Origin of the sequence: Sorangium sp. So ce119, assembly GCF_051524405.1 — a bacterium.
Taxonomy (GTDB): Bacteria; Myxococcota_A; Polyangia; order Polyangiales; family Polyangiaceae; genus Sorangium; species Sorangium cellulosum_G.
Map to the genome: position 1 here is coordinate 5,675,582 of NZ_CP150310.1, position 25,302 is coordinate 5,700,883.

A 25,302-nucleotide genomic window follows, 5' to 3' on the forward strand; every position below is an offset into this window, starting at 1 on the left:
CAGCGCGGCCCGCCGCTTCAGACGAAGCACCCCTCGAGGCGCGGGTCGGTCCGGAGGATCGCCTCGACCTCCGGCGCGCAGTCGCGGGCGGAGAGCACCGTGTAGTAGCCGGGCTTGATCTCCGGCGCGACGCGGACCGCCTCGCGCCACTCGCCGAACGAGAACGGGTCCGCGCGGATCGCGTCCCAGAAGCGCGTCGCGTCGAGGACGGCGGCGATGGGGTCCGTGTCTCGCCCCTGGAGCCGGCTGACGACGTACGCGGCCGTGCCGACCTGCAGGCCGTGCAGCCGCGGCCGCGCGGAGGTCAGGTCGAGCGCGTGCGAGAGGAGGTGCTCGCTGCCGCTCGCCGGCCGGGACGAGCCGGCGATCTCCATGGCGATGCCGTTCAGCATCAGCGCCGTCGCGAGCAGGCGCATGCCCTCGAGGTCGCGCTCGGGCCGGGCCATGAACTGGAACACGGTCGCGTCCGAGAGCAGGGCGGCGAAGTCGTTGACCGGCTCGCCGCGCGCGTGGAACGCGAGCTTCCAGTCGTGCACCGCCGTCCCCTTGGCCACGAGATCGCCCACGCCGGAGAGCCACAGGACCTCGGGCGCGCGCAGGCAGACCTCGGTGTCCACGACCACGCCGAACGGGATCGCGCACGGGAGCGAGCGGCGCCTGCCGCTGACCGTCAGGCTGGCCGACGGGCTGCAGAAGCCGTCGTTCGAGAGCGACGTGGGCACGGCCAGGAACGGCAGCCGGGCGAGGAACGCGAGGTACTTCGCCGTGTCGAGGGCGCGGCCGCCGCCGAGCCCGACGATGGCGTCGCAGCGCGCGGGCAGCGCGGGCAGCAGCGCGGCGGCCTCCTCGAAGCTGGCCGTGGCGACCTCGCGCCGCGCCACGACCTCGATCGCCTGCCCCGCGAGGCCCTCGAGCATCGCCGCCTCGATCGCCGCGGGTATCCCCGCGCTGGAGAGCAGCAGGACGTGCCGGCGCGCCGCGCGCGCGAGGTAGAGCCCGCTGCGCGCGAGCGCCCCGGGCTTGATGCGCACCAGCGTGGGGATGCCTACCTGGGTCGGGCCGAGCATGCGGTGTTCTTACGCTCGATTACGCCTGATTACACCTGATCACACCCGCCGCCGCGCCGCGGCGCGCCTCCGGCTGACCTCCAGGCCGCGGCCCAGGCTGCGCAGGACGAGCAGGTCCTCGCCGAGGTCGACGTCGACGAGCGCGGGGGCGACCTCGGGGCGGACGCCGGTGAGGATCGGCCGCGAGCCGAGGAGCTGGATCGCGCGCGCGAGCTGCTCCAGGGCGGCGGCGCCGTCCGGATCGAGCGCGTCCGCGCCGGTCACGTCGAGGACCACGTGGGACGCCCGCTGCGCGACGATGGCGGGCAGGAGCCGCTCGCCGAGCTCGCCGCCGCGCTCGGCGTCGAGGCGCCCGATGAGCGGCACGGCGAGCGTGCCCCGGCCGACGTCGAGGATCGGCGCCGAGAGCTTCAGGATCTGCCGCCGCTGCTCCTCCACGAGGGCGAGCGAGCGGTTGAGCTGGTCGATGAGCCGGCCCTGCTCCTCGATCTGCCCCTCGGCGCGGCGCTGCGCGGTGACGTCGAGCTGCTGGATGAGCACCGCCGGCGCGCCGGTCACGGGGTCGGTCGTGCGGCGCGCCTCCACCTGGTGCCACCGCTCGCCGTCGGTCGTCAGGACCCGCACCTCCCCTGCCCAGGGCGCGTCGGCGTCGATCGCGCCGCGGAGGGCGGCGCCCACGCCGTCGTCCGGGAACGCCGCGTCGATCTGCGGCGCGTCGCCGAGGGCGCGCAGGGCCGCCGGGTTGTGGAAGAGCACCGCGCCTTCCCGGTCGACGACGCTGACCAGCACCGTCGAGTGGCGGACCGCCTCCACGCCGCGCACCATCGAGGCGTCGACGCCGGGCCGCCGCGGGAGCGCCTGGAACAGGATGGCGAGCCGCCCGTCGTCGAGGCGGATCCCCTGGCCGTGGAGGGTGACGGTCTCGGGCGTCCCGCGCGGGTAGAGCGTCCAGTCCTCCACGACCGTGCCGCCGTCCGCGAGCACGCGGACGTAGCCGTCGAGCCGCGCGCGGACGGCCGGGGACAGGTCCGAGAGGTCGCGGGCGAGCAGCTCGGCGCGCTCCGCCGCGCGCCAGAACGGGACGGCCTTGGCGTTGGCCCAGGGGAAGCGGTAGCGGTCGTGGTCGTAGACCCAGGTCGGCAGGATCGACAGCTCGATGGCCGACAGGCGCTGGTCGAGGGACGTCATTCGGGGCGACACGTCATACGACGCCCTCGACCGCCCTGCACGCAACTATCTGCGCTGCGTCACTCGTGCGGCTGGTTCACGTAGGGGTCGCTCCCCGCCTCCGCGTAGCCCGCCACGGACTCGGGGCTCGAGTCGACGGCCAGCTTGCAAGCGCTCCTGAGGGTCACGTTCGAGTTGTAGAACTGCACCGCCTTGATGTCGGGATACTGCTTCAGGGCGTCGACGACGCCGCGCATCCACGCGCCCTTGCGGTCCGGGTCTGCCGGGTCCTCGTGGCTGGAGAACTCGCTCAGGATGTACGGCTTCTCGCCGTGCCATGCCCGCTGCGCGGGCTCGTGCATCCACGCGTAGTGACTCCCGAACGTGGTCGCGGGGTCCTTCCATCCCCCGCCGTTGCACACGTAGAAATTGTAGGGGTCGTATCCGAGCCAGTCGATGTAGCTGTCTCCGGGGTAGAGGGCGGGGAGCCGGGCGCGCGTGCCGCTCCAGCCCATCGGGGTCCATACCCACACGACGTTGGTCGCGCCCGCCTCGCGGAACATGTCGACGATGCGCCGGTAGGCACGGACGTAGTCGGCGTCCGGGCCGTCCGCGGCGTGGACATCGACGTTGTCCATCTCGTGATCGAAGGAGATCATCAGCTTGCCGGGCGCGTTCCTGGCGCGCTCCGCGGCCGCCCGGATCACGGCGTCCTGCGAGCCGTTCGCGATCTCCGTCCACGTCACGTTCGTGCCCCCCGAGTAGCGGCGCGACTCCCACGACAGGTGGAGGATGTATCCTTCCCTCATCTGCGCCGTCTCGTACCTGTCCGGGAAGACGCCGTTATCGGCGGTGCCCCAGTCGTGGTAGCGGTACACGATGTCGAGCTTGCGTCCGGCCTTCCCCTCGAAGTCCTTGATCGCGGCGCCCCAGTCCCAGCCGTAGTTCTTCGCCGAGTTGTACGCGCCCCACCAGGCGCCGTCTCTCGGCACGAGCTTGTCCGACACGACGGGCTCGCCGTCCGTGGACGAGCCGCCGTCCGCGGTCGGCGTGCCGCCGTCCGCGGGCGCCGCGGCGTCCGCGGGCGTGACGTCGATCCACACGATGGAGGACACGAGCGACCCCTGGCCTGCCGAGTTCTCGAAGACGAGCTCGGTCCGGAGCTGGTCGCCGTTCCTCACCTTGAGGCCGCTGAACGTGTCCCTCAGGTTCTGCTGCATCGCGCGGAGCGCGCGCGCCGGGCCGGAGCCGACCAGGGTGTCGCCGTCGTAGAGGTTGACGCGCACGGTCCCGGCGCCGCCGTCGATCGACCAGGCCTGGTAATTGACGACGACCTGGGTCGTGCCGCCCGCCGGAGCGCCCGAGTAGCCGAGCGTCAGCGACGCCTTCGCGGACCCGGGTGAGCTCCGCGCGAACGTGCTGCCGCCGTCGCTCTCCACGAACGAGGTGCCGTCGTCGACCAGCGCGTAGATGGGCGCCGTGCCGCCGCCACCCCAGATCTTGGTGAGCGCGACGTCGCTCGTCGGCTTCAGGCTCACCGCGGCCGCGGCGGCAGACGCCTGCTGATCCATCGGTTCCGAGCCGGCGAGCTCCCCCGAGCCGCAGGCGGCGAGGAGGGCGGGGACGGCGCACAGGAAGAGTCGTTGACCGGTCAAGGTGAAGCGAGAACGAGAAGTCATCATGAGACGATAGAAAGCACACGTGAATCGAAGATCAAGACATTGAGCGAATTTCGCGGCTTCTTCAGCGACGCTGCACGCGCGCGCCTCGACATGACACCTTGTGAGACGTCGCGCTCGGCGTCGTTCACCGCGCATCCGCCGCGCAAACCGGGGATTCCGCGCAGCGCGCCGCGCGACACGCGCGCTGGACTGTTAAGTAATGTGACGAGCTTGAGAAGAGTTGTAACGTGTCGCCGCCTGCGCCCGGCGGGCGCACAGGGCCTCTCCTCGTCCACCGTCCGCGGTCCGTCGCCAGGCGTCGTGATCGTGCGATCAGCGGGTGATCTGCCAGAGCAGCTCGAGCAGCTCTTCCACGACAAGGCGCCGGTTTTCCCAGGTCGACGCGGGCGCGACGGCGCTCGCGCGCCTCGCCGCGTCCCTGGCGAGCTCTGCCTGTCGGCGCGCGCGCTCCGCCTCCTCGGTCTGCTGCTGTCGCGCCCTCGCGGCGCCGCCCGACGCGACGAAGGAGAGGAGCTGCGGGAGCTCGCCGCGGTCGAACCAGGTGCCGTGTTCTCTGCAGATGTCGACGATGATGCCGCTCTTGCCGGCGAAGTTCTTGCGGTTCATCGGCTGGCGGCAGGCCGGGCAGCGGACGTAGCGCACGCGGACATTGACGTGCTCCGGGCGCCGCGGCGGCCTCGGCGCGCTCCTGCCGTAGCTCTCACGGCGCTCCAGGAGGTCGCGCAGGAGCGCGTGGTCGACGAGCTGGCCGCCGCATCGGCCGCAGTCGCGCAGCAGGCCAGTCGCGGCGTGGAAGGCTGAAAAGGGCTCATCGCAGTCGGAGCAGCGGAGCGCGTCGGGCTCCGCGATCGGCTCCAGGCCGAGCTCGTGCCCGCAGCCGTCGCAGCGCTCCGCGTCGGGGAGGTTCAGCTGGTAGCAGCCGCCGCAGCGCAAGGTGGCGAGCGGGCCAGCGCACCCGGGATAACAGCGCCCCTGCGCGTCGACGAAGAGACCGCAGCGCGGACACGTGGTGCGGCCGGCGTCCATCCCGTGATTCTAGAAGAACGCCGCGCATCCGAGAAGCGGCGCGGCGGGCGCGCTCGGGCAGAGCGCCGGCGTGGCCTTCGGGTCGTCGGCGCGGCGCGGCGTCAGCGCACTCGCGCGGGGCGCGCCGCGGGGTTGGAGCTCCGGGGGCGGACGACCGGCGGCGTGCTGGAGCGGCGCCCGAGCTTGCGCAGCTCGCCGCGGAGGTAGCCCACCGCGACCTCCTCGTCGTGGAACACGAACACGTTGTCGTTGTTCTCCTCACGCAGGAGCCGGTTGACCTGCAGGGCGCCGACAGCGGTCCGCACCAGGATGGCGACGCAGGCGAACTCCTGGACGAGCATGCTGCGGGTGCGCATCGTCGCGGCCTCGAAGGCCGGGTCGTTGTTCATGGGGGGCTGGCGGAGATCGATCAGGTGACCGAGGCTCGCGCGATCGAGCGACTCGTAGATCGTGAGCGCCTCGGTGTGGACCCGGATGAAATCGTCGGGCGACGGATACGGGACCTCGGAACGCGTGCTCCGGACGAGCGCGAGGTCCTCCTGCAGGATGACCGTCAGGTGCTCGTTCTGAAGCAGGACCGACATGCCCAGAACAGGATAGCGAGCCGGCGGCGAGCTGGCACTGAAAAGCGCTGCGATTTCGAAGACGTGGCGGCGTTGTCGCGTCGGGAGTGACCGGAGCGGCCCCCGGCGCTCCCCGACGGGTCGGGTACCGATGGCAAGGCGTTCTCGTTGCCCGCCGGCGGTGCCGGGGACTACGCTGCCACACCGTGGTCAAGCTGAAGCGCCTCAAGATCCACCGCTACCGCAACGTGGAGCCATGCGAGCTCATCTTTAGCGGCCGCCGCAACGTCCTGCTCGGCCCGAACGGCGCCGGAAAGACGACGCTCCTCTCGCTGATCTCGAAGGTGCTTAGGACGAACCTGAGCGATCCGGGCGATCCCTTCTCGATCGAGATCGAGCTGACGTTCCCTCAGGGGTCGCTGACCGGGATGATCGCGAGCCGGGAGCCGGAGGTCGATCGGGCGGAGCTCTTGAACCTGCCAGCGATAGCCCGCGCGGCCCGTGAGGGTGTGCATGCGGTCTCCGATGTACCGGATTTTCAGCTCACTCTGAACCTATTGGATCTCCAGTCGACAGCATCGATCCACCGCTCGGGAGACCAGGTCGCCATCGAGGGCGCGGATCTTGACAGCAAGTGGCCAACACGAGTTGTAGAAGGCCCCCAGGGACTCCTCCAGACGATTTTTTTCCTCGTGGCGATGGCCTCCAAGCGAGCCTTTCAGCTTGACATTTGGAGTGACCTCAGGAGCGCCCATCGCTTTGACGAATCGCTCGACACGTTTCGCGCGCTCACAGCAAGACCAGACAACACCGAACTTTCCAAGGACGACCTAAGACCACGCATTCGCATCGATCGATTCCAAGGCATACCGCAATTCGAATCGACATCCATCGTTAGCCCTGACCATGGAATCGTGCCGAAGGGAATTCTGGACGCGATGAGCCTCGGGTTGCCCCAAGGAGCAACCGACTATTCGATGGAAGACAACCAAATTGCTTTTCTCTCCGAATCGGTTCGCCTGCTAGATCTGCGTTCGGCCATGGCAAAAGTGGAGCTCATTGGCAAGAACGTGCAGCACAGCCCGCCACACGAGCAACTCAAGTTCGGCAATCTCAAATTCTGGTTCACCCGCCGCGACGGCTCGATCTTCCAGGACCAGCACCTGAGCTACGGCCAGAAGCGCCTGCTCGCGTTCCTCTACTACCTCGACGCGAACCCCAGCTTCGTCATCGCCGACGAGCTTGTGAACGGCCTCCACCACGCGTGGATCGAGGAGTGCATGAACGCCATCGGCGACCGGCAGGCGTTCCTCACGAGCCAGAACCCGCTCCTCCTCGACTACCTGTCCTTCGAGTCCGCCGAGCAGGTCAAGGAGAGCTTCATCCTCTGCCGCAACCAGGCCGACGGCGACCGCGAGCGGATGATCTGGCGCAACATGACCGATGACGAGGCGGACATGTTCTACCGTGCCTACCAGGTCGGTATCGAGCACGTCGGTGAGATCCTGCGGACGCGAGGGCTCTGGTGAGCGTCGCCCGCTGCTCGATCCTGGTACTCGGAGAGGATTCGGGCGAAGGCGCGCACGAGACGCTCGTCGCGCTCGCCAAGAATATCTTCTGCTTGGTGGATAGCTACTACGACTGGCAACATATCCGCTTCGAGCCGCTGGAGGATGCAAGCCTGCGCGTCGTCCTCCGTGGCAACGAGTGGAAGAACCGGAACCACCCGAAGCGCCGTGACCTCATGGGTTACATCGCGACGAAGCTTCTCGAGGGAGATCGCGCCTTCGTGCTCTATCACATCGACGGCGACCGCTCGTGGGCTGCACGCGAGACGAGCGAGAACATAGAAAAATTCCGCGATTTCATCGAGATCGACGTGCGCCGGTTCGTCGAGCATCGTCGCCGACAGAGCGGTCGCGCCACGGCCGGCGATCTGGCGCTGTCGCAGCTTCTCCTCCTGGTGCCTTACTACAGCATCGAAGCCTGGCTCTTTCAGAACACGCGCGCCGGGATCCGATTCTGCGAGGAGAACCAGGCGTGCCGGGGCAAGCACGTCGCTTTGTTCCAGGCATGGGCCGACAACCGCAGCGCGCTCGACGAGGTGTCGCAGCCCAAAGAGCAGATCTGTTTCAAAGGCCAACACAATCGCCAGCTGGCGGAAAGCCTCGACGTGGAAACGGTTTACTACGCCGAAAAATCCCTCCACCACGCCGTGGATGCGCTCCACAAGAACGCCGCGCTCGTCGCCGCCCTCGCCGCCACCCGGCCGCCAGCCTGACGCGGTCGCGCGTCATGCGGCCCCCCGGCCGTCACTCGAACCGCAGCGCCTCCACCGGATCGAGCCGCGCCGCGCGCCGCGCCGGGCCCACGCCGAACGTGATCCCGATGAGGATCGACACCCCGAGCGCCAGCCCGACGGCGTACGGAGGCACGATGGTCGCCCACTCCCCGAACCGCGACAGCAGCACCGCCGCCGCGTACCCGAGGCCCACGCCGGCCACGCCGCCCGCGAGCGACACCACGACGGCCTCCACCAGGAACTGCCGCAGGATGTCCCGGCGGCGCGCCCCGACGGCCATGCGCACGCCGATCTCGCGGGTTCGCTCCCGGACCGAGACCAGCATGATGTTCATGATCCCGATGCCGCCGACGATCAGCGACACCGCCGCCACGCTGCCGAGCAGCGTCGTGAAGGTGCCCGTGATCTGCCCCATCGTCGCGAGCATCTCGGCCTGTGACCGCACCTCGAAGTCGCTCGCCTGATCCGGCCGCAGCCGGTGCCGCAGGCGCAGGAGCTGCTCGAGCTGCGCGATCACCACGTCGGACCTGTCCTCGCTCGCGAGCTGGAGCGAGATCGTCGACAGGTGGTCCTGCCCGAACAGCACCGACCGGTGCGTCGACAGCGGCACGAACACCCCGTCGTCCGGCGAGCCCATGCCGGAGCCCTTCTCGGCGAGCACCCCGACCACCCGGAACGCGCTCCCGTTGATCTGGAGCCGCGTGCCGAGCGGCGAGGCGCCGGGGTAGAGCTGCCGCGCGACGTTCGCGCCGAGGATGACCACGCGCGAGCGCTGCTGCTCGTCGAGGTCGGAGAACGGGACGCCGCTCCCCATCGCGAGCGAGCGGACCTCCAGGTACGCCGGCGTGATCCCGGTCACCGAGGCGTTCAGGTTGCTCGCCATGTACCGGAGCTGCGCGCTGCCGCTCCGCTCCGGCGCGACGGCGGCCACGCCGTCGAGCCCCCGCAGCGCCTCGGCGTCGTCCTCGGTCAGCGTCTTGACGGTGCCGGAGCGGACCCCGCTCGTCGACGCCGATCCCGGGCGCACCATGAGCAGGTTCGCGCCGAGCGACCGGATCCGCCCCTCGACGCTGCTGCGCGCGCCCTCGCCGATGCCGAGCACCGCGACCACCGCGGCCGTCCCGATGATCATGCCGAGCATCGTGAGCAGCGTGCGCAGGCGGTTCGAGGCGAGCGAGCGCCACGCGCTCTTCGCGGTCTCCTTGATCAGCATGCGCCCTCCATCTCGCTCGCGTGGAACGCCGCCACCACGGCGCCGGCCGGGCCGTCGGCCACGATGCGCCCGTCCTTCATGTGGATGGCGCGCGCGAGCGACCGCGCCACGCCGAGATCGTGGGTCACCATCACGAGCGTCGTCCCGTCCGCGTTCAGCGAGAGCAGGAGCTCCAGCACGTCGCGCCCCGTCCGGCTGTCGAGCGCGCCGGTGGGCTCGTCGCACAGGAGGATCGACGGCCGCGTCACGATCGCCCGCGCGATCGCGACGCGCTGCCGCTGCCCGCCCGAGAGCTCGGACGGCAGGTGCCGCGCGCGCGCCGCGAGCCCCACCCGCGCGAGCGCGCTCTCCGCCAGGGCGCGGCTGTCCTTCACCGCCCCGTAGAGGAGCGGCAGCTCGACGTTCTCCGTCGCCGTCATCCGCGGCAGCAGGTTGAAGCTCTGGAACACGAACCCGATGTGCTTGTTCCTGAGCCCCGCGAGCTCGTCGTCGTCGAGCTCCGCCACGTCGCGCCCCCCGAGCCGGTACGTGCCCTCCGTCGGCCGATCGAGGCAGCCGAGGATGTTCAGGAGGCTCGACTTCCCGCACCCCGACGGCCCGATGATCGCCACCGACTCGCCGCGGCGCACCTCGAAGCCGATCCGGTCGACCGCCCGCACCGCGAGGTCCTCGCGATCGGCGTGGTACACCTTGGAGAGGCCCTCGACGAAGACGGGGACGTCCATGTCAGCGGCCTCCCCCCGGGCGCGCGCCCATGCCCATGCCCATCCCGCGCATCGGGTTCTGGCCGCCGCCCTGCCGCTGCCCCTGCCCCTGCGGGGGGGTCGGGGCGGGGGCGCTCGCGAGGACGTCGTCGCCCTCGCTGAGCCCCTCGACAACGACCATCTGCGTGCCGTCCGTCGCCCCGGTCTTGATCGGCCGCTCCTCGCCGTTCGCGAGCCGCACGAACCGCCGCTTGCCCGCCGACTGCACGGCCAGGAGCGGCACGAGCAGCACGTCCTTCTGCTCCGCGGTCACGATCTCCACGTCCGCGCTCATCCCCGACCGGAGCAGCGACGCCTCCTTGTCGTTGACGACGATCTCGACGTCGAACGTCACAACGCTCGAGGTCTCCTTGCCGAGCGGGCTCACGCGGTCGACGACGCCCTGGAACACCCGGTCTCCGTAGGCGTCGACGCGGATCTCGACCCGCTGCCCCGGGGCCACGCGGCCGATCTGCGCCTCGTCGATCGCGCCGACGATGCGCAGGTTCGACAGGTCGGCGAGCGTCATCACGGCGCTGCCGCCGCTCACGTTCGTGAGCGCCGACGAGACGAGCGTCCCCACCTCCACGGCCACGTCGAGCACCGTGCCGGCGATCGGCGCGTAGATCTGCATCTCCTTCAGGCGCGTCTCGGCGTCCTGCACCGCGATCTCGGCCGTCTTGAGCTGCGCCTGGGCCGCGTTCACCTGCGCGCGCCGCAGCGTCATGTTCGCGCCCGCGACCTTCGTCGAGTGCGCCGCCGAGCGGGCGGCGTCGGTCGACCCGAGGCCCATCTCGGCGCTCTTCTCGGCGATCCCCTGGCTCACCTCGTTGTTCTTGCGCTCGAGGTCGGCGACCGCGAGCGACGCCTGCGCCGCCGCGAGGTCCGCCTTCACGCGGTCGCGCGCCACGCGCGCCGCGGCGAGATCGCGCTCCGCGTCCGTCGGGTCGAGCTTGACGAGGAGCTGACCGGCCTCGACGTGGTCGCCCTCCTTCACGAGCACCTCGATGACCTGGCCCGCGGCGCGCGACTTCACCTCGACCTGGACGTCGGGCTCGATCTTCCCGGACGCCGCGGCGGTCTCGGTCAGGCTCCCCTTGCGGATCTCGACGGTGGGGCCGGCCGGCGCCTGCGAGGGGGTCTGATACCAGGCGTACCCGCCGATCGCGAATGTCGCGATCGCCGCCGCGGCCACGCCGGACATCAGGTAGCGCTTCTTGTTCCTGTTCATGACGACCTCCTGGAGAGCACCGAAGCGAAGCGATCGAGGAGCGCGCCCGTGGCGTGCTCGAGCTGGAACCGCGACGTGAGCTCTGTCACCGCGGCCCGCAGCTTCCGGAGCTCCGCCTCGCGCAGCGTCTGCTCCGCCTTCACCACGTCCGCCGACGTCGACGTCCCGAGCAGGAGCCGCTGCCGCTCCGCCTCGGCCAGCTCGTTGGCGAGGCGGGCCGTCTCCGCCGCGATCGCGACCTGATCGGCGGCGGCCTCGAGGGTCACCCGCAGCGAGGTGATCTCGGCCGTGATCGCGTCGGCGCGCGCCCTGTAGCGGGCCTCCGCGGCGGCGAGCTGCGTGCGCGCGCGCGCCGCGTCGGCCGACGCCCGCCCCCCGCCGAACGGCAGCTCGAGGTCGAGCCCGCCCAGCACGCTGAACGCGGGCCGTCCGCCCGGGAGCGCGAGCCCCGACAGGGCGTCGTCCGCCCACAAGGTGCCCACCGACGCGGTCGTGAACACGTCGAGGCGGACCTGGTCCGCGTCCTCCGCGGCGCCCACGCGCGCGCGCAGCGCCTCGAGGTCGGCGCGCATCGCGGCGAGCTCCTGGGACCGCTCGCTGGCCGCCTTCACGAGCGCGGCCGCGGGCGGGAGCGCCCCGAGCGACGGCGGCGCGCCGGTCGCGGCGAGCGACGCCGCGCGCGCCGGGTCCATGCCGAGCGCGCGCCCGAGCGCGATCGCCCGCGCCGAGCGCGCCGCGCGGGCCTGCGACAGCGCGTCGGCGATCGACCCGGCCGACGTCGAGAACTGCAGGACGTCGACGCGCGTGCCGGTGCCGAGCGTCTCGGCGCGGGCCCTCGCGTCGGCGAGCTGCCGCTGCGCTGCGGCGAGCGCCTGCTCCTGCACGCCGATCGCCTGCTCCGCGTACCAGAGCTCCCAGTACGCATCGAGCACGTCGAGCGCGGTCTGGCTCGCCGCGAGCTCGCGCTCCCGCTCCACGGCGACGGCCGTCGCCTCCGCCTGCACGACCGGCGCGAGGACGGCGTCGGTCCCGGCGCCCCGGAGGAGCGGCTGCCGCGCGGACACGTACGCCTCTGCCCTGTAGGTCGGCCCGGCGATCGCGCCGTCGAGCGCCCTCCTGTCGTCGCTCTGCCACCCCGAGTCCGCCGACGCGCCCACCTCGAGGCCCGTGCCGATGTCGGTCGTGTACCGGAGCGCCGCGTTCGCCGCGACGGACGTGCTGTCCGAGCGCGCGAGGCCGTCGCCGCCGCCCCGGAAGGCCTCGGTGTACTGTCCTGTCACCGAGGCGGAGAGCGTGGGCCTGCGGGCGCCTTGCTCGGCGGCCACGGCCTGCCGGGCGGCGGTGGCCTCGAGCAGGGCCGCGCGGAGGCTCGGGTTCTGGGAGGCCGCGCGGCCGACCGCCTGTTCGGCGGTGAGCGTCTCGGCGCGCGCCGCGCTGCTCAGCGAGCACGCGGCGATCACGGCGAGGGACGCCAGCCACGGCCGGGGAACGGAGCGAGAGAGCGTCATGCGCCGAAAGCTAGAGGCCAGTGTCTCAAGAGGTGTCCGGTTCGTGTAAAGATTCGTCAAGAGCCTTTTGACCAGGCCTTACACGGCGCCGCGCGGGCCGCGCTACAGTCCCCGACATGGCCGATCCGCCCCAGATCCTGGTCATCGACGACGACGCCGAGCTCTGCGAGCTGCTGGCCGAGCTCCTTGGTCAGGAGGGCTATTCGGTCGAGAGCGCGCGCGACGCGATCTCCGGGCTCGCGCGCGCCCAGGAGAAGGCGTTCACGCTGGTGGTGCTCGACGTGATGCTGCCCGGGCTCAACGGCTTCGAGGTCCTCACGCGGCTCCGGCAGAGCTCCAGGGTCCCTGTGCTGATGCTCACCGCGCGGGGCGAGGACGTCGACCGCATCGTCGGCCTCGAGATGGGGGCCGACGACTACCTGCCGAAGCCGTTCAACCCGCGCGAGCTCGTCGCCCGGGTGCGCGCGCTCCACCGGCGGGCATCCCACGTGGGCCACGCTGGCGCGCCGGGCGCGGCGGCGCCGGGCCCCGCGGAGGCGCAGCAGGTCCTCACGGTCGACGACCTCGAGGTGGCGCCTGCGGCGCGGCGCGTCCGCGTCCGCGGCGAGGAGATCAAGCTCACGACGGCCGAGTACGACCTGCTCGAGGTCCTGGTCCGGCAGGCGGGGACGGTGGTCTCGCGCGAGGAGCTCGCGCGGCGCGTCCTCGGCCGTCGCCTCGCGGCGTACGACCGCGGCATCGACATGCACGTCTCGAACCTCCGCCGCAAGCTCGGCCCCGGCCCGGGCGGCGTCGAGCGCATCAAGACGGTCCGCAACGCGGGCTACATCCTGGCCCGGGAGCGCGCGTGAAGAGCCTCTTCCTGCGGCTGCTGGTCTCGCTGTGGATCGCGATGGCGCTCCTCGTCGGCCTGTTCGCGGTGATCCACGGCTGGGCGTTCTCCGCCGAGTCGAGCTCGCTGCGCCGCCGCCTGAGCACGCGCTCGATCGAGCTCCGGGCCGAGAGCGCGGTCGTCTGCGCGCGGGACGGGCTCCCCGGCTGCGAGCAGCGCCTCGCGCCGCTCGATCCGCGGGATCCGCGCGTCGCGGTCTACCGCTCCGGCGCGCTCGTGGCCGGCGAGCCGGTCGAGGGCGCGGCGGGCGTCGAGGAGCGGGCGCGGCGCTCGGCCGAGGGCATCGCCGTCGAGATCGACGACCGGGAGCTCGTCGCCGTCGTGCTGCGCCGCGACCCGACGCTCGTCGCCGTCGCGACAGGCCCGGTCCGGTCGCCGTGGATGTTCTTCATCGTGCCGGAGACGTTGCCGCTCCGGCTCCTCGCGATCGTGGTCGTCACCGGGCTCGTCGCGGTGGTCCTCGCGCGGTACCTGTCGCGTCCGGTCCGCGTCCTGCGGGGCGCCACGCAGCGGATGGCGGCGGGCGATCTCTCGGTCCGGGTCTCGCAGCAGCTCGCCGGCGCCGACGGCGAGACGGTGGCGCTCGGCCGCGACATGGACCGGATGGCGGAGCGCATCGACGAGCTGCTCGAGACGCAGCGCCGGCTGCTCCGCGACGTCTCGCACGAGCTCCGGTCGCCGCTCGCGCGGCTCAACATCGCGCTGGAGCTCGTCCGCCGCCGCTCGCCGCCGGACGTGGAGCCGGCGTTCGACCGGATCGAGCGCGAGACGGAGCGGCTCAACGGCATGATCGGCGAGCTGCTCACGCTGAGCCGGCTGGAGTCGGGCCGGGGCATGGAGCGCACCGAGCGGGTCGACCTGACGGCGCTGGTGGAGCAGCTCGTGGAGGACGCCGCGTTCGAGGCCGAGCAGCAGGGGTGCTCGGTCGAGCTGGGCGCGCGCGACGCGTGCTCGCTGGACGGCAACGGCGAGCTGCTCCGGCGCGCGATCGAGAACGTGGTGCGCAACGCGGCGCGCTTCACCGAGGCGGGCAGCGCGGTCCGGGTCGACCTCGAGTGCGCCGGCGGCTTCGCCGAGCTGCGCGTGCGCGACCGCGGGCCGGGCGTCCCGGAGGCGGCGCTCGGGGACATCTTCAGGCCGTTCTACCGGGTCGACGACCACCGGGCGCGCGGCGCCGGCGGCACCGGGATCGGGCTGGCGATCACGCAGCGCGCGGTGCTGCTGCACGGCGGCGAGATCGAGGCGAGGAACGCGGAGGACGGCGGGCTCGTCGTGGCGCTGCGGTTGCCGGTGGTGGCGGGGGGCTGAGCCGAGCGCAGGCAGGCGCGGTGAACGGGGTCCGGTTGGTCGTCTCGTCTGCCGGCAATTGGGTATATACCCAGTCGGTGCCCGAAGAACCTCGGCGGCACGTGGCAGGCGGCGGCAATCATGATCCAGCAGGTCTCCTTCACCAACTTCAAGTCCCTGCGCTGGGTCGACGCTCACCTCGGGCGCTTCATGGTCATCGTCGGGCCGCACGGCTCCGGCAAGACGAGCATCCTCGACGGCCTGCACTACCTCGCGCAGGTGACACGAAGCCCGCTTGCGGGGTTGATGCGCGGGGTATTCGCCCCTCCGAACCTGAAGAGCCGCGGCAGCACAGGTACCATGAGGCTCGCGCTCAGCGGCAGCTTCCACGGTGTGAACGCCGAAGTCGAGCTCGCCGTCGAGTGCGAGGACGACGCGAACGGCAGCTCCCACTGGCGCGGGAAGCTCGCTCGACGCTGGGGTGATGTCGTCGAGGAGACCGCCGAGACAGACAAAGGATCGCGGCTCATCAAGCCGGAGCCGCTGGTGGCATCACCGCCAGAGAGCGTTAGGGAGCATCAGTCCCCCGAGATGACGGAGCTCGAGAGAGAGCTCGGCTCCGCGCGCAAGCTCCGGCTGGACCTCGAGGCGCTCGCGGCGCCGTCGTACAGCGAGGAAGAGACGCCTCGCCTCGCGGCGAACGGCAGGGATCTCGCGTCGGTACTGGCAGACGTGGCGGGGCGCAGCCCCGAGGCGTTCCAGTGGATCCAGGAGGCCGCGCGCCGGGTGATCCCGACGCTCGAGCGGATCCGCACGCGTCGCGCCAAGGTGCACAGGCGGGAATACCAGGACGTTCGCATCGACGGCGAGCCGATCCTGCACTCCGTGGAGCGCTTCTACTGGGGCCAGCAGCTCGTGCTCGACTTCAAGGGCGCTCCGGACGTCCCGGCGCCGCTCGCTAGCGAGGGCACCCTGCTCGTGATTGGCCTGCTCACCGCGCTGTGGATGGATCCCAGACCCCGGCTGCTGCTCCTCGATGACATCGACAAAGCGCTCCATCCGCGCGCACAGGAGGAGCTGGTGGCGCAGATCCGAAAGATCCTGGAGACGGATCCCGATCTCCAGGTCATCGCCACCAGCCACTCGCCTTACCTCCTGGATCATTTCGACGCGCAGGACGTGCTCCTCACGGCGCTCGTGCCGGATGGATCCACCGCGTGCGCCCGGCTCGCCGACCACCCTGATTTCGACCGCTGGAAGAGCACGACGCGCTCCGGCGAGCTCTGGAGCTTCGTCGGCGAGGACTGGGTCGCGCAGCAGGCGAGCGCCTCTCAGGAGCAGCGCTGAGCGTGGCCCCTCGCCTCCTCGGGATGGTGGTCGAAGGGCCGGATGACGCGAGGACGGTACCTGGCCTCGTCGATGGGGTGCTCACGAATGCGTTCTCCGTTCCGGAAGGCGAAATTGGGCAGGCTCGAAGCTATTGCGGTATCGAGCTCGGTGCGTCGTGCGTCACGTGGAGTTCGGTCCATCGCTGCCGGGCTCCGCGTAAACACGGGCATTTCAGGGGAAAGCCGGCGCTCGAGGACGCCCGTACGGCCGTGCTCGCGCTCCGTGGCTTCGTCGCCCGGGAGCCGCAGCCCCGGGTTGTCGTGCTGGTGCGCGACAGCGACGGAAGGGAGGCCGAGCGCCGGCAGGGTCTGGAGCAGGCGCGACAGGACGCTGGCTGGCCCTTCGAGGTGATCCTCGGCGTCGCCCACCCGATGCGAGAGTGCTGGGTGCTCGCCGGCTTCATCCCGGGTACCGAGCCAGAGATCGACTCGCTCGCCGACCTCCGGAAGGAGCTCGGCTTCGACCCCACCGCCAGGTCACACGAGCTCGACGCGTCGAGCAAGACGGCGAAGAAGAGCCCGAAACGCGTTCTCGTTCGCCTCGCTGGAGGCGAGCACGAGCGGGAAGCGCGGTGCTGGACGGAACCACCTCTCGACCGCCTGCGCGAGCGAGGAAGGAACAACGGGCTCGCCGCATTCCTGAGCGAGGTCGAGGATCACCTCGCGCCTGTCTTCGCGAACGCTGTCGTCGAGGCAAAGCCCAGCGCTGAGCTGGGCCCTGCGCAGCCGCCCGCGCAAGAGGTGGACGACACCGGCGCCGGGGTCCCCGACCGCTCCTGATCCCGGTTCTCACGGGATCCAGCTCGATCTCTGATCGACCTGCCCCCCCTTCTGGGCCGTTGCTCTCGATCTCAGATCGACCCTTCCCCCTCCCGAGGCGCTGCCGCCACGTCGCGACCTCCCGGCGCCGCCTCTCGAGGCCGCCCTCCTCGGTCCCGAACCGACCCGCGCCCCTCCCGAGGCGGCTCCGCCACGTCGCGACCTCTCCGCGCCGCCTCTCGAGGCCGCCCTCCTCGGTCCCGAACCGACCCACCCCCCTCCCGAGGCGGCTCCGCCACGTCGCGACCTCCCCGTGCCAGCTTCCGTACCGTCCCGCTCGATCCCGGATCGACCTGCCCCCCTCGCGAGGCCGTCCCGGCACGTCGCGATCCCTCCGCGCCCGCCTCGACCCCCGCGCCGCCGCGCGTGAGCGCTCCACCATGCCTGCAAGAGTTCAACTCACGCGCCGGCGGCGCACGAAACCCACACCGCACGTGGGTTGACGCAAAGCAAGACAGGACTTCCTTTACCCGCTCACCCGCAATGCCTCCTCTGGCATTGCCCGCATCACCCCATCAGGAGGTGTCTCCCATGTTGAAGCATCTGAATCTCGACGAGATGGTCGCGCTCCTCTCCCCGTGGGTCGAGGATCCGAAGCAGCGCAAGGTGTTCCTGTCGATCCCCGAGATCGCGCCGCTCCACCCGAGGGTCGTGGAGGCCCACGAGGCGGTGATCGCGGTTCAGCCGAGCAGCGGCGGCGCGTCGTCCGAGATGCGCGCGCTCATCGCCAGGAGCAACGAGGTCGACCGCTGCCACGATCACCTCGCCCGGGCCGTCTCGTACGGCGTCGACGCGCGCCGCGAGCTCTGCCTCGCCGAGGAGCCGGCCGACACCGCCGGCGCCGCGCGGTGCGATCTCGTCCAGAAGAAGCTCTTCCCTAGCGGCCTCTCCATCCTCAACGCCTCGCCGCTCGCCGAGGCGGGCAACACCACGCGCATCGCTCGCCTCCTGGAGGAGGAGCCCGAGATCGCCGGCTTCCTCAAATCCATCCCCGCCCGGGGCAAGGCGTCGCTGCTCGACGTCGTGAAGCGGTGGCTCACCAAGGGCCGGGAGCTCCAGGCCATCGAGCGGGCCCGCACGGAGATCGAGGCGACCGAGACCACGACGCCGGCCAGCAAGACAACCATCCAGTCGGCCCGCAGCCAGTGGTTCAAGGTCGTGTCGCTCGTGCTCTCCAACCTCGAGATGTCCCGCGCCCCGGCGCGCGACATCGAGATCATCCGTGGGCCCGTGCTCCGCGCCTCGGGCCGCGCCGGCAAGCGCTACGTGAGCAGCAAGCCCGCGGAGGCTCCGGCAGAGGAGGATACGCCGGAGGAAGAGGCGGACAGCCCCGCCTCCGCGCCGGATGAAGCCGAGCCGAGCGAAGACGAGGGCGACGCCGAGGACGAGGTGTCCTGAGCGCCTCGTCGGGGCTGAGCGGGTATGCTCAACTCCGCGGATGCGCGCCGATCCTCCGCCCGACAGCGGGCTCGTCCGTGACCTCGTCCGCATCGGGAGGTCTCTTGCGGGCGGCACCTGCCTTCCAGGGGCCCCGATCGTGCTGTCCGGTCGCGCGGACGGCCTGGTCGTGCGGATTGACGACGTGGTGGTCAAGGCGCATGCGCACGAGACCGACCCGCAGGATCTCCTGACGCGGCTGAAGCTCGCGGCGAGCCCGCAGCTCCGCTCCTCGCTGCTCTCTCCGCTCGCCATCCCACCTCCCGGGGCGCCGCTGCCGTGGCGCCCGGCGCCGCCGGACAACATGCCTTCCGAGGGTGCGCAGCGCGGTACTGCGCTCGAAGACACACAGCTCCGGCTCGCGCTGGAGGTACGCGGCCGGCTCATCACGGCATGGCCAGCCGGAGCGCCGGTGAGCCCCGACGACCCCGACGCCGCGCCATGGGAAGAGGCCGCGACGCTGCTCGCGCGCCTGCACGCGACCGCGCTCCCCGCGGTTTCCCCGGCGGGCCGGCTCCCTCGCGCGGGCGCGCCCGGCCGGGTCGCCCGCGCGATGGCGCGCCTGCGCGCCGCGGGCCGCACGCCGGCGGGCGCCGCGGTGGAACAGGCCTTCGCCAGGCTGGCGCCGCCCCCGGGCGGCGGTACAGCGGCGCCGCTCGATGCATCCGGCGCAGGTGGTGCGCGCTGGCGAGGGGAGCGGAGCGGCGTCCTCGTGCACGGCGACTTTCACCTCGGCCAGGTGGTCCGCCTGCCGGACGCACGCGCGGCCGCCGATGCGGTGGCCGGCGCGCCGGAGCCGCGGGTGGCGCCCCCGGGTGGCCCCGGCGGCCCCGGCGCAGGAGGCTTTCGGCTCATCGACATCGACGATCTCGGGGTGGGCGATCCGGCGTGGGACCTCGCGCGGCCGGCCGCCTGGTACGCCGCCGGGCTGCTGCCGCCCGAGGCGTGGTGGCGATTCCTCTCGGCGTACCGGGCGTCGGGCGGGTGCGCGGTGCCCGCCGAGGGCGACCCGTGGCCGGCGCTCGATGCGGCGGCGCGCGCGCTGGCCGTGCAGTCGGCAGCGCTCGCCGTCGCGGCCGCCAGCCGCGACGGCCGTCCGCTCGACGAGGTGGAGACGGCGCTCGTCGACACGTGCCGGCGAATGGTCCGCGTCGGCGCCCCGCCGATGCTATGATTGCCCAATCAAGGTCAGCTCCCTTTCCGTGGGAAGCTGCGAGTTGAAACGAGGGTCCTATGATGCAGTGTCCCAAGTGCCACGCCGCCATGCGGACGTACAACCGCAACGGGGTTCACATCGAGCAGTGCGATGGCTGTCGCGGGATCTTCCTGGATTACGGCGAGCTCGAGGCCCTGTCTCGCCTGGAGGCGCAGTATGCTCCGCCGCCGATGCACGGCGTCCCCGTGGCCCCGCCGCCGCCGCCCGCGTGGGGCGCGCCGCAACATCACTACGGGCACAAGCGACACAAGAGCTTCGCCAAGATGCTCTTCTCCTCGTGAGGCACGCGCTCAGGAAGGCGGCCGACGCGGCGCAGGCGGCGTGGCGTCCATGACCGGCCCCGATCGCCGAGGCGCGACGAGCGCGCGTGTCGGGCTGGCCTCGCGGGGCGAACCGCGGTAGGAGGGCGCCATGCTCAAGCACAACAGCTACTTCAACGGCGGCGTCCAGAGCGTCGGCTTCGAGCGCCACGGGCGCCGGCAGACGATGGGTGTCATCGACACCGGCGAGTTCCACTTCTCGACCGAATCGCCGGAGCGGATGACCGTCGTCGCGGGCGAGCTCGCGATCCGCTTCGACGGCTCGCAGGAGTGGCGCGTCTACCCGGCGGGGACGTCGTTCGAGGTGGCGGGCAAGAGCGGCTTCGACGTCAAGGCCGCGCAGCCCACCGGGTATTTCTGCGAGTTCCTCTGAGCCCGCCCCCGCGGCGCCGCGCGCCTCCCGCGGCGCTCCTATCCGCCTCCACGGCGCCCCTCCCCTCCTCCCGCCTCGCGCCCTGACGGCTCCAGGCGGCCGGCATCACCCGATCAACAGCGCGGGCAGCTTCGCGAGGTCGTCGATCTCTGGCGCGCGATCTCGCAGCCCGTACTCGTCCGGATCGCCCGCGCGGTTCACGCGGAAGGCACGGTAGCCGCACGCGAGCGCGCCCTGCGCATCCCACGCGTTGGCGGAGATGAAGGCCATCGACGCAGCGGCGTGCCCGAACCGGCGCTCGGGCAGGCGGTAGACGAGCGGGTGCGGCTTGAAGACGCCGGTCGCCTCCACGCTCAGCACGTCGTCGAGCAGATCGGCGATGCCCGCGGCGGTGACCGCGGCCGCCAGCATGCCGGGCTCCCCGTTGGAGAGGATCGCTGTCGCGAGGCCGCGGGCGCGAAGCGCGCCCAGCACGGCCGGCACCTCCGGATACGCGGGGCAGGCGCGGTACGCGTCGAGCAGCGCCGCGCGCAGGCCGCGATCGGAGAGGCCGTGCCTCGCAGACACCCAGTCGAGCGCGTCCTCCGTGCACCGCCAGAAGTCGCGGTGATGGGCGGGCCCCGTCAGGCTGCGCACCCAGGTGTACTCGAGCTGCTTCGCCCGCCAGTCCACCGAGAACCGGCGCCAGTGCGGACCGATACGCTCGGACTGCGCCACGACGGGGGCGTGCACGTCGAGCAACGTGCCATAGGCGTCGAAGATGGCAGCTCGGATGTCCGACATGTCCTGGTGACCTCCCTGGCTTCTGGAGCGGTGTCAGGGGAAAGCGAGAACCGCCAGGGATCCAGAGAGAGAGGGAGAGATTTCAACGCAAAGACGCAAAGGCGCAAAGGCGCAAAAAGGAAAGGGCAAGTGTGTGCATTCCTGCACTCTTGCATTTTTGCATTTTTGCGCCTTTGCGCCTTTGCGTTGAGTTCTCTCTCCGCTCGCGAGGCAGCGCCCTGGCAGGGTCTCTGCCCCGAGGTACTAGCATGCCCGCTCCCGCCGCTCCGGTCCCGCCGCGCCGGGCGCCGGCCTAGGCGCCCAGCCACCTCCGCTCGAGCTCGAGCGTCGCCACGTTGTCCGGCACGTTGCCAAGGAACTTCCCGCGCCACACCGGGTCGCCGATCTTCCTCGCCCGGTCGAGCAGGCGCTCCCGCGCCGAGGCGATCGCCATGGTCGCCTCCCGCCGGTGGCCGCACGCGGAGAGCGCCTCGGCGTGCGCGAGGCGCACCAGCGACTCGCCCATCTCGGCGCCCACCGACTCGAGCAGGCAGTACGCCTCGGTCGTCGCGGCGAGCGCGTCCACCGCCTGCCCCGCGTCGAGCAGCGTCCGCCCGAGGACCGCGTAGGCGAAGGCGCGGAGCGGCGGCGCGCCGTACAGGATCGCGACCGCGGCGCGCGCCTCGCGCTCGCCGCCCGCGAGGTCGCCCGACAGGATCAGGATCCTCGCGAGGCACGTCCGCGCCGCGCCCTCCATGCGCACGTCGCCGAGGCGCTGCGACGTCGCGATCGCCTCCTCCTCCGTCCGCCGCGCCTCCTCGACGAGGCCCTGCCGCGCGAGCACCGGACCCAGGTTGAGCAGCGCCCCGAGCCGCGCGTCCAGGAGCCCCATCCGCTCCGCGTCCGCCAGCGACGCGCGCAGCGCCGCCTCGGCGCCCTCGAACTCGCCGAGCTCCGCGGTGCAGGAGCCCAGGTTGTTCCGCGCCCAGCAGGCGTTGCGCCGATCCCCGGCCTGCTCGAACGCCGCGAGCGCCGCCTCGAAGCCCGCGAGGCTCGCGCCGGGGTCGCCGTCCGCCATCGCCCGGTACGCGCGCGCCTCGTGCAGCCGCGCCAGCACCTCGACCTCCTGCTGCGTCTCCTCGGCGTCCTGCTCGATCGCGTCGAGCAGCTCGTCCGCGAGCCGGTACCGCCCGCCGAAGACGAGGCGCCCGGCCCCCGCGCACAGGCACACGCTGCGCGCCGGCCGCGCCGACCGCCGCGGCTCGGTGCTCTGCGCCACGCCCACGAGGCGCTCGACCTGGTCGTGGTTGCCCCGCTTCGAGGCCGCCAGGATCATCTGCGTGAGCGCCGAGAACCACGACGCCGACCCGGGCGAGAGCCGCTCCAGCGCCTCCATCCCCCGCCGCTCCGCCAGCGCGAACTCGCCGCGCCAGAGGTGCGCCTCCGCCTGGCAGAGCCGCAGCGCCCCGGCCGTCGTCTTCGAGGCCCCGCGCGCGATGCCGCGCTCCACGCGCTCGATCGCCGCGCCGAGATCGCTCCCGAGCAGCGCCTGCTCGGCCGCGCGCAGCGTCCACGTCGCCGCCCGCGCCGGCTCGCCGCCGCGCTCGAAGTGCTCGGCCAGCGCCATCGGCTCCGCCGCTCCCGCGCGCTCCAGCCACTCGCCCGCGAGCCGGTGGCCGAGGCGGCGGTCGTGATCGGTCAGCATCCCGTACGCCGCCTCGCGCACGAGCGCGTGCCGGAACCGGTACTCGGCCGCCTCCGACGCGCCCTCCGCCGCGCACCGCACGACGAGCTCCCGCGCCTCGAGCTCCGCGAGCAGCGGGTCGACGTCCGCCCGGCCGACCAGCGCCGCGACCCCGCCCCGCGGGAAGCGCTCGCCGAAGATCGCCCCGGCGCGCAGCGCGCGGCGCGCCCCGACGTCGAGCGCGTCGAGCTCCGCCTGCACCATCGCCAGCACCGTCTCCGGAAGGTCGGCCCCCTTGCCGGCCGCCGCCGCGCGGATCTGCTCCTCCAGATAGAAGGCGTTGCCGTCCGCGCGCTCCACGAGCGTCGCCACGAGCGCCTGGCTCTCGCCGTCGCCGAGCACCTGGCGCACGAGCCGCTCGCTCGACCGGCGCGAGATCCCCGCGAGCCGGAGCTTGTGCCCGCGCCGCTCGTCCCAGAGCTTCGGGAAGAGCTCGTGCACCTCGGGGCGGCCGAGCGCCATCACCATGAACGGCCGGTCCTTCAGGTTCCGGAGCGCGGCGTCGACCATCGTGACCGTGGGCAGGTCGCCCCAGTGCAGGTCCTCGAGCACGAGCAGCACCGGGTGCTCCGCGCACTCGGCGCGCAGGAAGTCCTCCCACGCGAGGCGGAGCTGGTCGCCCATGAGCATCGGGTTCCGCCGCGCCGCCCGGAGCTGGACGTCGTCGTCCGGGAACGGCGCGCCGACCAGCTCGCCGAGGAACGTCGCCACGCGCGCCGCGTCGAGCGCCGCGTGCCGCTCGACCCGCGCCCGCACCTTGCGCCGCCGCTCCTCGATGGAGTCGGCGTCCGACAGGCCGATCGCCCGCCGGAGCGCGTGCGCGAGCAGGCCGAACGCCGAGCCGGCGCTCATGGCGTCCACCTGCCCGAGCCACACCTCGACAGGCGCGCCTTCCTCCCCGAGGCCGCGGACGATCTCGTGGCGGAGCCGCGATTTGCCGATGCCCGCCGGCCCCGTCACGAGCACGACGCTCGGGGTCGACTCCTCGACGCAGCGCGCGAGCTCGTCGCGGATCAGCGCCAGCTCGCGCTCGCGCCCGACGCACGACGTCACCTTGCCGAGCAGGTGGGGCGCCGCGTCCGGCTCCTCGCGCGCGCCGTGGAGCCAGCGGCCCGCCTCGTCGCCGGAGATCTCGAACCGCGGCCCGAGCAGCCCCGCCGTCACCTCGTCGATGCGGATCGCCGCCGCGCGCGACGGGGCGCGGCTCTCGGGGAGGAGCTGGACCACGCGGTCGATGAGATCGCCGATCGGCATGCGCGAGGCGATCTCCGCCCGGCCCGTCACGAGCGCGACCGGCGCCCCGCCGAGGAGCGCCTGCACGGCGAGCGCGCAGCGCGCCGCCCGGGCCGCGAGGTCGGTCGTCGCGCCCGCGCCGGAGAGCACGACCAGCGGCAGCCGCGCCTCGACGAGCTCGAGCTGGCCCCGGTAGCGCGCCGCCGTGGCCGAGAGCGCCTGCGCGCGCGCCTGCTCGTCGGCCTCGAGCGCGGCCGGATCGGCCGCGGCAGGGGCGAGGCCGTCGCGCGCGAGGACGAGGCACATCACCTTGCGCTCGCCCGTCGTGAGCTCCGGCGGGCGGATGGACGGCGCCGGCGGGCGCACGGAGAGCGCCGCGGGATCCATGAGCGCGGCGAGCTCGACCGCGACCGCGTTGCCGTCGCTCGGCCGCCCCTCGGGCGACTTCGACAGCATCCGCGTGACAAGGTCGTCGAGCGCCTCGGGCACGTCGTCGCGGAGCCACCGGAGCGACGGCGGCTCCTCGATGAGCACCTTGACGAGCACGGCGAGCCCGCGCGCGCCGCGGAAGGGCGCGCGCCCCGAGACGCACTTGTACAGCAGGCAGCCGAGCGCGAAGACGTCGGCGCGGGCGTCGACCTGCGCCTCGCCGCGGGCCTGCTCGGGCGCCATGTAGCCGGGGGTGCCGAGGATGGCGCCCGGCATGGTGAGCTGCTGGTCGATGCCGGACATGCGGACCACGCCGAAGTCGATGAGCGTGATGCGGTCGATGGCGCCGTCGACGAGGAGCAGGTTGCTCGGCTTGAGGTCGCGGTGGACGACGCCGAGCCGGTGCACGGACCCGAGGGTGATCGCGACGCGCCGGGCGAGCTTGAGGCTCTCGTCCAGGGTGAACGACTGCCGGGCGAGGCGCTGGGAGAGGGTCTCGCCGGTGAGCCACTCCATGGCGAGGTAGGGGTGCCCGGTGTCCGTGAGGCCGTGCGCGATGTACCGGACCACCCCCGGCACGCGCAGGCTGGCGAGCGCCTGCGCCTCGCGCGAGAGGCGGCTGGAGTCCTGGGAGGCGGCGTTCTGGAGGACCTTCAGGGCGACGGTGTCGCCCGTCGTGAGGTCGTGCGCGCGAAAGACATGGCCCATGCCGCCGGCGCCCGCGAGCTCCACGATCTCGAACCGGCCGTCGATGACGTTTCCCGCGCGCATTGCCCTAGCCGCCGCTCCCCGCAGACCGACGTCCGTCCTCTGTGTGGGAGCTACGCGAAGTTCATGTGGATGGCCAGCGGTTCGGGGTAGCAGGCGTGTCACCGGGCGCGGGGCCGCGAGGCCTCCGCG

21 protein-coding genes are annotated in these 25,302 nt (G+C 72.2%); 10 read left to right on the forward strand and 11 right to left on the reverse strand.

Annotated elements, in window-relative coordinates; all coding sequences use genetic code 11:
• Positions 1-17: 17 nt before the first annotated feature.
• The 5 genes from WME76_RS21385 to WME76_RS21405 all read right to left on the reverse strand — a co-directional run bounded on the left by WME76_RS21385 (position 18) and on the right by WME76_RS21405 (position 5,526).
• Positions 18-1,067, reverse strand: a complete 1,050-nt coding sequence (locus WME76_RS21385; protein WP_437961923.1) for an iron-containing alcohol dehydrogenase family protein — start codon at positions 1,065-1,067, stop codon at positions 18-20.
• A 39-nt stretch (positions 1,068-1,106) separates the two neighbouring features.
• The gene (locus WME76_RS21390) at positions 1,107-2,255 is read right to left on the reverse strand and encodes an STAS domain-containing protein (RefSeq protein ID WP_437961924.1); all 1,149 of its coding nucleotides are present in this window, start codon (positions 2,253-2,255) and stop codon (positions 1,107-1,109) included.
• 59 nt (positions 2,256-2,314) lie between these two features.
• The gene (locus WME76_RS21395) at positions 2,315-3,889 is read right to left on the reverse strand and encodes a glycoside hydrolase family 26 protein (protein ID WP_437961925.1); all 1,575 of its coding nucleotides are present in this window, start codon (positions 3,887-3,889) and stop codon (positions 2,315-2,317) included.
• Positions 3,890-4,228: 339 nt separating this feature from the next.
• Positions 4,229-4,942 (reverse strand): zf-TFIIB domain-containing protein, encoded by a 714-nt coding sequence (locus tag WME76_RS21400; RefSeq protein ID WP_437961926.1) that lies wholly within the window; start codon positions 4,940-4,942, stop codon positions 4,229-4,231.
• 101 nt (positions 4,943-5,043) lie between these two features.
• Positions 5,044-5,526, reverse strand: coding sequence for a hypothetical protein (locus WME76_RS21405; protein ID WP_437961927.1), 483 nt, complete (start codon positions 5,524-5,526; stop codon positions 5,044-5,046).
• 185 nt (positions 5,527-5,711) lie between these two features.
• Here WME76_RS21405 and WME76_RS21410 point away from each other — a divergent pair, with 185 nt between their 5' ends.
• Positions 5,712-7,034, forward strand: coding sequence for an AAA family ATPase (locus WME76_RS21410; RefSeq protein ID WP_437961928.1), 1,323 nt, complete (start codon positions 5,712-5,714; stop codon positions 7,032-7,034).
• A complete protein-coding gene (locus WME76_RS21415) occupies positions 7,031-7,786 on the forward strand; it encodes a hypothetical protein (protein ID WP_437961929.1) in 756 nt (251 codons plus the stop codon). Before WME76_RS21410 ends, WME76_RS21415 begins: the two co-directional genes overlap by 4 nt.
• Positions 7,787-7,817: 31 nt before the next feature.
• On the opposite strand, the gene WME76_RS21420 is transcribed toward WME76_RS21415, so the two are convergent.
• The 4 genes from WME76_RS21420 to WME76_RS21435 are packed head-to-tail and all read right to left on the reverse strand — an operon-like array spanning position 7,818 to position 12,502.
• On the reverse strand, positions 7,818-9,020 hold the full coding sequence (locus WME76_RS21420; RefSeq protein WP_061619538.1) for an ABC transporter permease: 1,203 nt from the start codon (positions 9,018-9,020) through the stop codon (positions 7,818-7,820).
• Entirely contained in the window at positions 9,014-9,745 is a 732-nt protein-coding gene (locus tag WME76_RS21425; protein ID WP_437961930.1) for an ABC transporter ATP-binding protein, read from the reverse strand. Before WME76_RS21425 ends, WME76_RS21420 begins: the two co-directional genes overlap by 7 nt.
• 1 nt (position 9,746) lies before the next feature.
• Positions 9,747-10,994 (reverse strand): efflux RND transporter periplasmic adaptor subunit, encoded by a 1,248-nt coding sequence (locus WME76_RS21430; RefSeq protein WP_437961931.1) that lies wholly within the window; start codon positions 10,992-10,994, stop codon positions 9,747-9,749.
• Positions 10,991-12,502, reverse strand: coding sequence for a TolC family protein (locus WME76_RS21435; RefSeq protein WP_437961932.1), 1,512 nt, complete (start codon positions 12,500-12,502; stop codon positions 10,991-10,993). The genes WME76_RS21430 and WME76_RS21435 overlap by 4 nt, the downstream gene beginning before the upstream one ends.
• Positions 12,503-12,618: 116 nt before the next feature.
• Between WME76_RS21435 and WME76_RS21440 the strand changes: the two genes are divergently transcribed.
• The 8 genes from WME76_RS21440 (at position 12,619) to WME76_RS21475 (ending at position 20,234) form a co-directional block, all read left to right on the forward strand.
• Entirely contained in the window at positions 12,619-13,353 is a 735-nt protein-coding gene (locus tag WME76_RS21440) for a response regulator transcription factor (RefSeq protein ID WP_437961933.1), read from the forward strand.
• A complete protein-coding gene (locus WME76_RS21445) occupies positions 13,350-14,702 on the forward strand; it encodes an ATP-binding protein (protein WP_437961934.1) in 1,353 nt (450 codons plus the stop codon). Before WME76_RS21440 ends, WME76_RS21445 begins: the two co-directional genes overlap by 4 nt.
• Positions 14,703-14,822: 120 nt before the next feature.
• Complete coding sequence (locus tag WME76_RS21450; RefSeq protein ID WP_437961935.1) at positions 14,823-16,028, forward strand: AAA family ATPase; 1,206 nt, start codon at positions 14,823-14,825, stop codon at positions 16,026-16,028.
• A gap of 2 nt (positions 16,029-16,030) precedes the next feature.
• Entirely contained in the window at positions 16,031-16,849 is an 819-nt protein-coding gene (locus tag WME76_RS21455) for a hypothetical protein (protein WP_437961936.1), read from the forward strand.
• A gap of 570 nt (positions 16,850-17,419) precedes the next feature.
• A complete protein-coding gene (locus tag WME76_RS21460; RefSeq protein ID WP_437961937.1) occupies positions 17,420-18,286 on the forward strand; it encodes a hypothetical protein in 867 nt (288 codons plus the stop codon).
• 40 nt (positions 18,287-18,326) lie between these two features.
• Complete coding sequence (locus WME76_RS21465; protein ID WP_437961938.1) at positions 18,327-19,499, forward strand: aminoglycoside phosphotransferase family protein; 1,173 nt, start codon at positions 18,327-18,329, stop codon at positions 19,497-19,499.
• A gap of 59 nt (positions 19,500-19,558) precedes the next feature.
• A complete protein-coding gene (locus WME76_RS21470; RefSeq protein ID WP_437961939.1) occupies positions 19,559-19,822 on the forward strand; it encodes a zf-TFIIB domain-containing protein in 264 nt (87 codons plus the stop codon).
• Between the two features lie 130 nt (positions 19,823-19,952).
• A complete protein-coding gene (locus WME76_RS21475; protein WP_437961940.1) occupies positions 19,953-20,234 on the forward strand; it encodes a pyrimidine/purine nucleoside phosphorylase in 282 nt (93 codons plus the stop codon).
• 105 nt (positions 20,235-20,339) lie between these two features.
• On the opposite strand, the gene WME76_RS21480 is transcribed toward WME76_RS21475, so the two are convergent.
• Positions 20,340-21,017 (reverse strand): haloacid dehalogenase type II, encoded by a 678-nt coding sequence (locus tag WME76_RS21480; protein ID WP_437961941.1) that lies wholly within the window; start codon positions 21,015-21,017, stop codon positions 20,340-20,342.
• Between the two features lie 292 nt (positions 21,018-21,309).
• Positions 21,310-25,173: a serine/threonine-protein kinase gene (locus WME76_RS21485; protein WP_437961942.1), complete on the reverse strand. Its 3,864-nt coding sequence runs from the start codon at positions 25,171-25,173 to the stop codon at positions 21,310-21,312.
• Between the last annotated feature and the right edge of the window lie 129 nt (positions 25,174-25,302).

What these genes read in the sequence shown, in the direction of transcription:
- WME76_RS21440 (WP_437961933.1), top strand. Translation starts at nt 12,619, where the DNA reads ATGGCCGATCCGCCCCAGATCCTGGTCATCGACGACGACGCCGAGCTC.
- WME76_RS21420 (WP_061619538.1), bottom strand. Translation starts at nt 9,020, where the DNA reads ATGCTGATCAAGGAGACCGCGAAGAGCGCGTGGCGCTCGCTCGCCTCG.
- WME76_RS21470 (WP_437961939.1), top strand. Translation starts at nt 19,559, where the DNA reads ATGATGCAGTGTCCCAAGTGCCACGCCGCCATGCGGACGTACAACCGC.
- WME76_RS21425 (WP_437961930.1), bottom strand. Translation starts at nt 9,745, where the DNA reads ATGGACGTCCCCGTCTTCGTCGAGGGCCTCTCCAAGGTGTACCACGCC.
- WME76_RS21390 (WP_437961924.1), bottom strand. Translation starts at nt 2,255, where the DNA reads ATGACGTCCCTCGACCAGCGCCTGTCGGCCATCGAGCTGTCGATCCTG.
- WME76_RS21400 (WP_437961926.1), bottom strand. Translation starts at nt 4,942, where the DNA reads ATGGACGCCGGCCGCACCACGTGTCCGCGCTGCGGTCTCTTCGTCGAC.
- WME76_RS21405 (WP_437961927.1), bottom strand. Translation starts at nt 5,526, where the DNA reads ATGTCGGTCCTGCTTCAGAACGAGCACCTGACGGTCATCCTGCAGGAG.
- WME76_RS21480 (WP_437961941.1), bottom strand. Translation starts at nt 21,017, where the DNA reads ATGTCGGACATCCGAGCTGCCATCTTCGACGCCTATGGCACGTTGCTC.
- WME76_RS21435 (WP_437961932.1), bottom strand. Translation starts at nt 12,502, where the DNA reads ATGACGCTCTCTCGCTCCGTTCCCCGGCCGTGGCTGGCGTCCCTCGCC.
- WME76_RS21385 (WP_437961923.1), bottom strand. Translation starts at nt 1,067, where the DNA reads ATGCTCGGCCCGACCCAGGTAGGCATCCCCACGCTGGTGCGCATCAAG.
- WME76_RS21430 (WP_437961931.1), bottom strand. Translation starts at nt 10,994, where the DNA reads ATGAACAGGAACAAGAAGCGCTACCTGATGTCCGGCGTGGCCGCGGCG.
- WME76_RS21465 (WP_437961938.1), top strand. Translation starts at nt 18,327, where the DNA reads ATGCGCGCCGATCCTCCGCCCGACAGCGGGCTCGTCCGTGACCTCGTC.
- WME76_RS21485 (WP_437961942.1), bottom strand. Translation starts at nt 25,173, where the DNA reads ATGCGCGCGGGAAACGTCATCGACGGCCGGTTCGAGATCGTGGAGCTC.
- WME76_RS21460 (WP_437961937.1), top strand. Translation starts at nt 17,420, where the DNA reads ATGTTGAAGCATCTGAATCTCGACGAGATGGTCGCGCTCCTCTCCCCG.
- WME76_RS21475 (WP_437961940.1), top strand. Translation starts at nt 19,953, where the DNA reads ATGCTCAAGCACAACAGCTACTTCAACGGCGGCGTCCAGAGCGTCGGC.
- WME76_RS21450 (WP_437961935.1), top strand. Translation starts at nt 14,823, where the DNA reads ATGATCCAGCAGGTCTCCTTCACCAACTTCAAGTCCCTGCGCTGGGTC.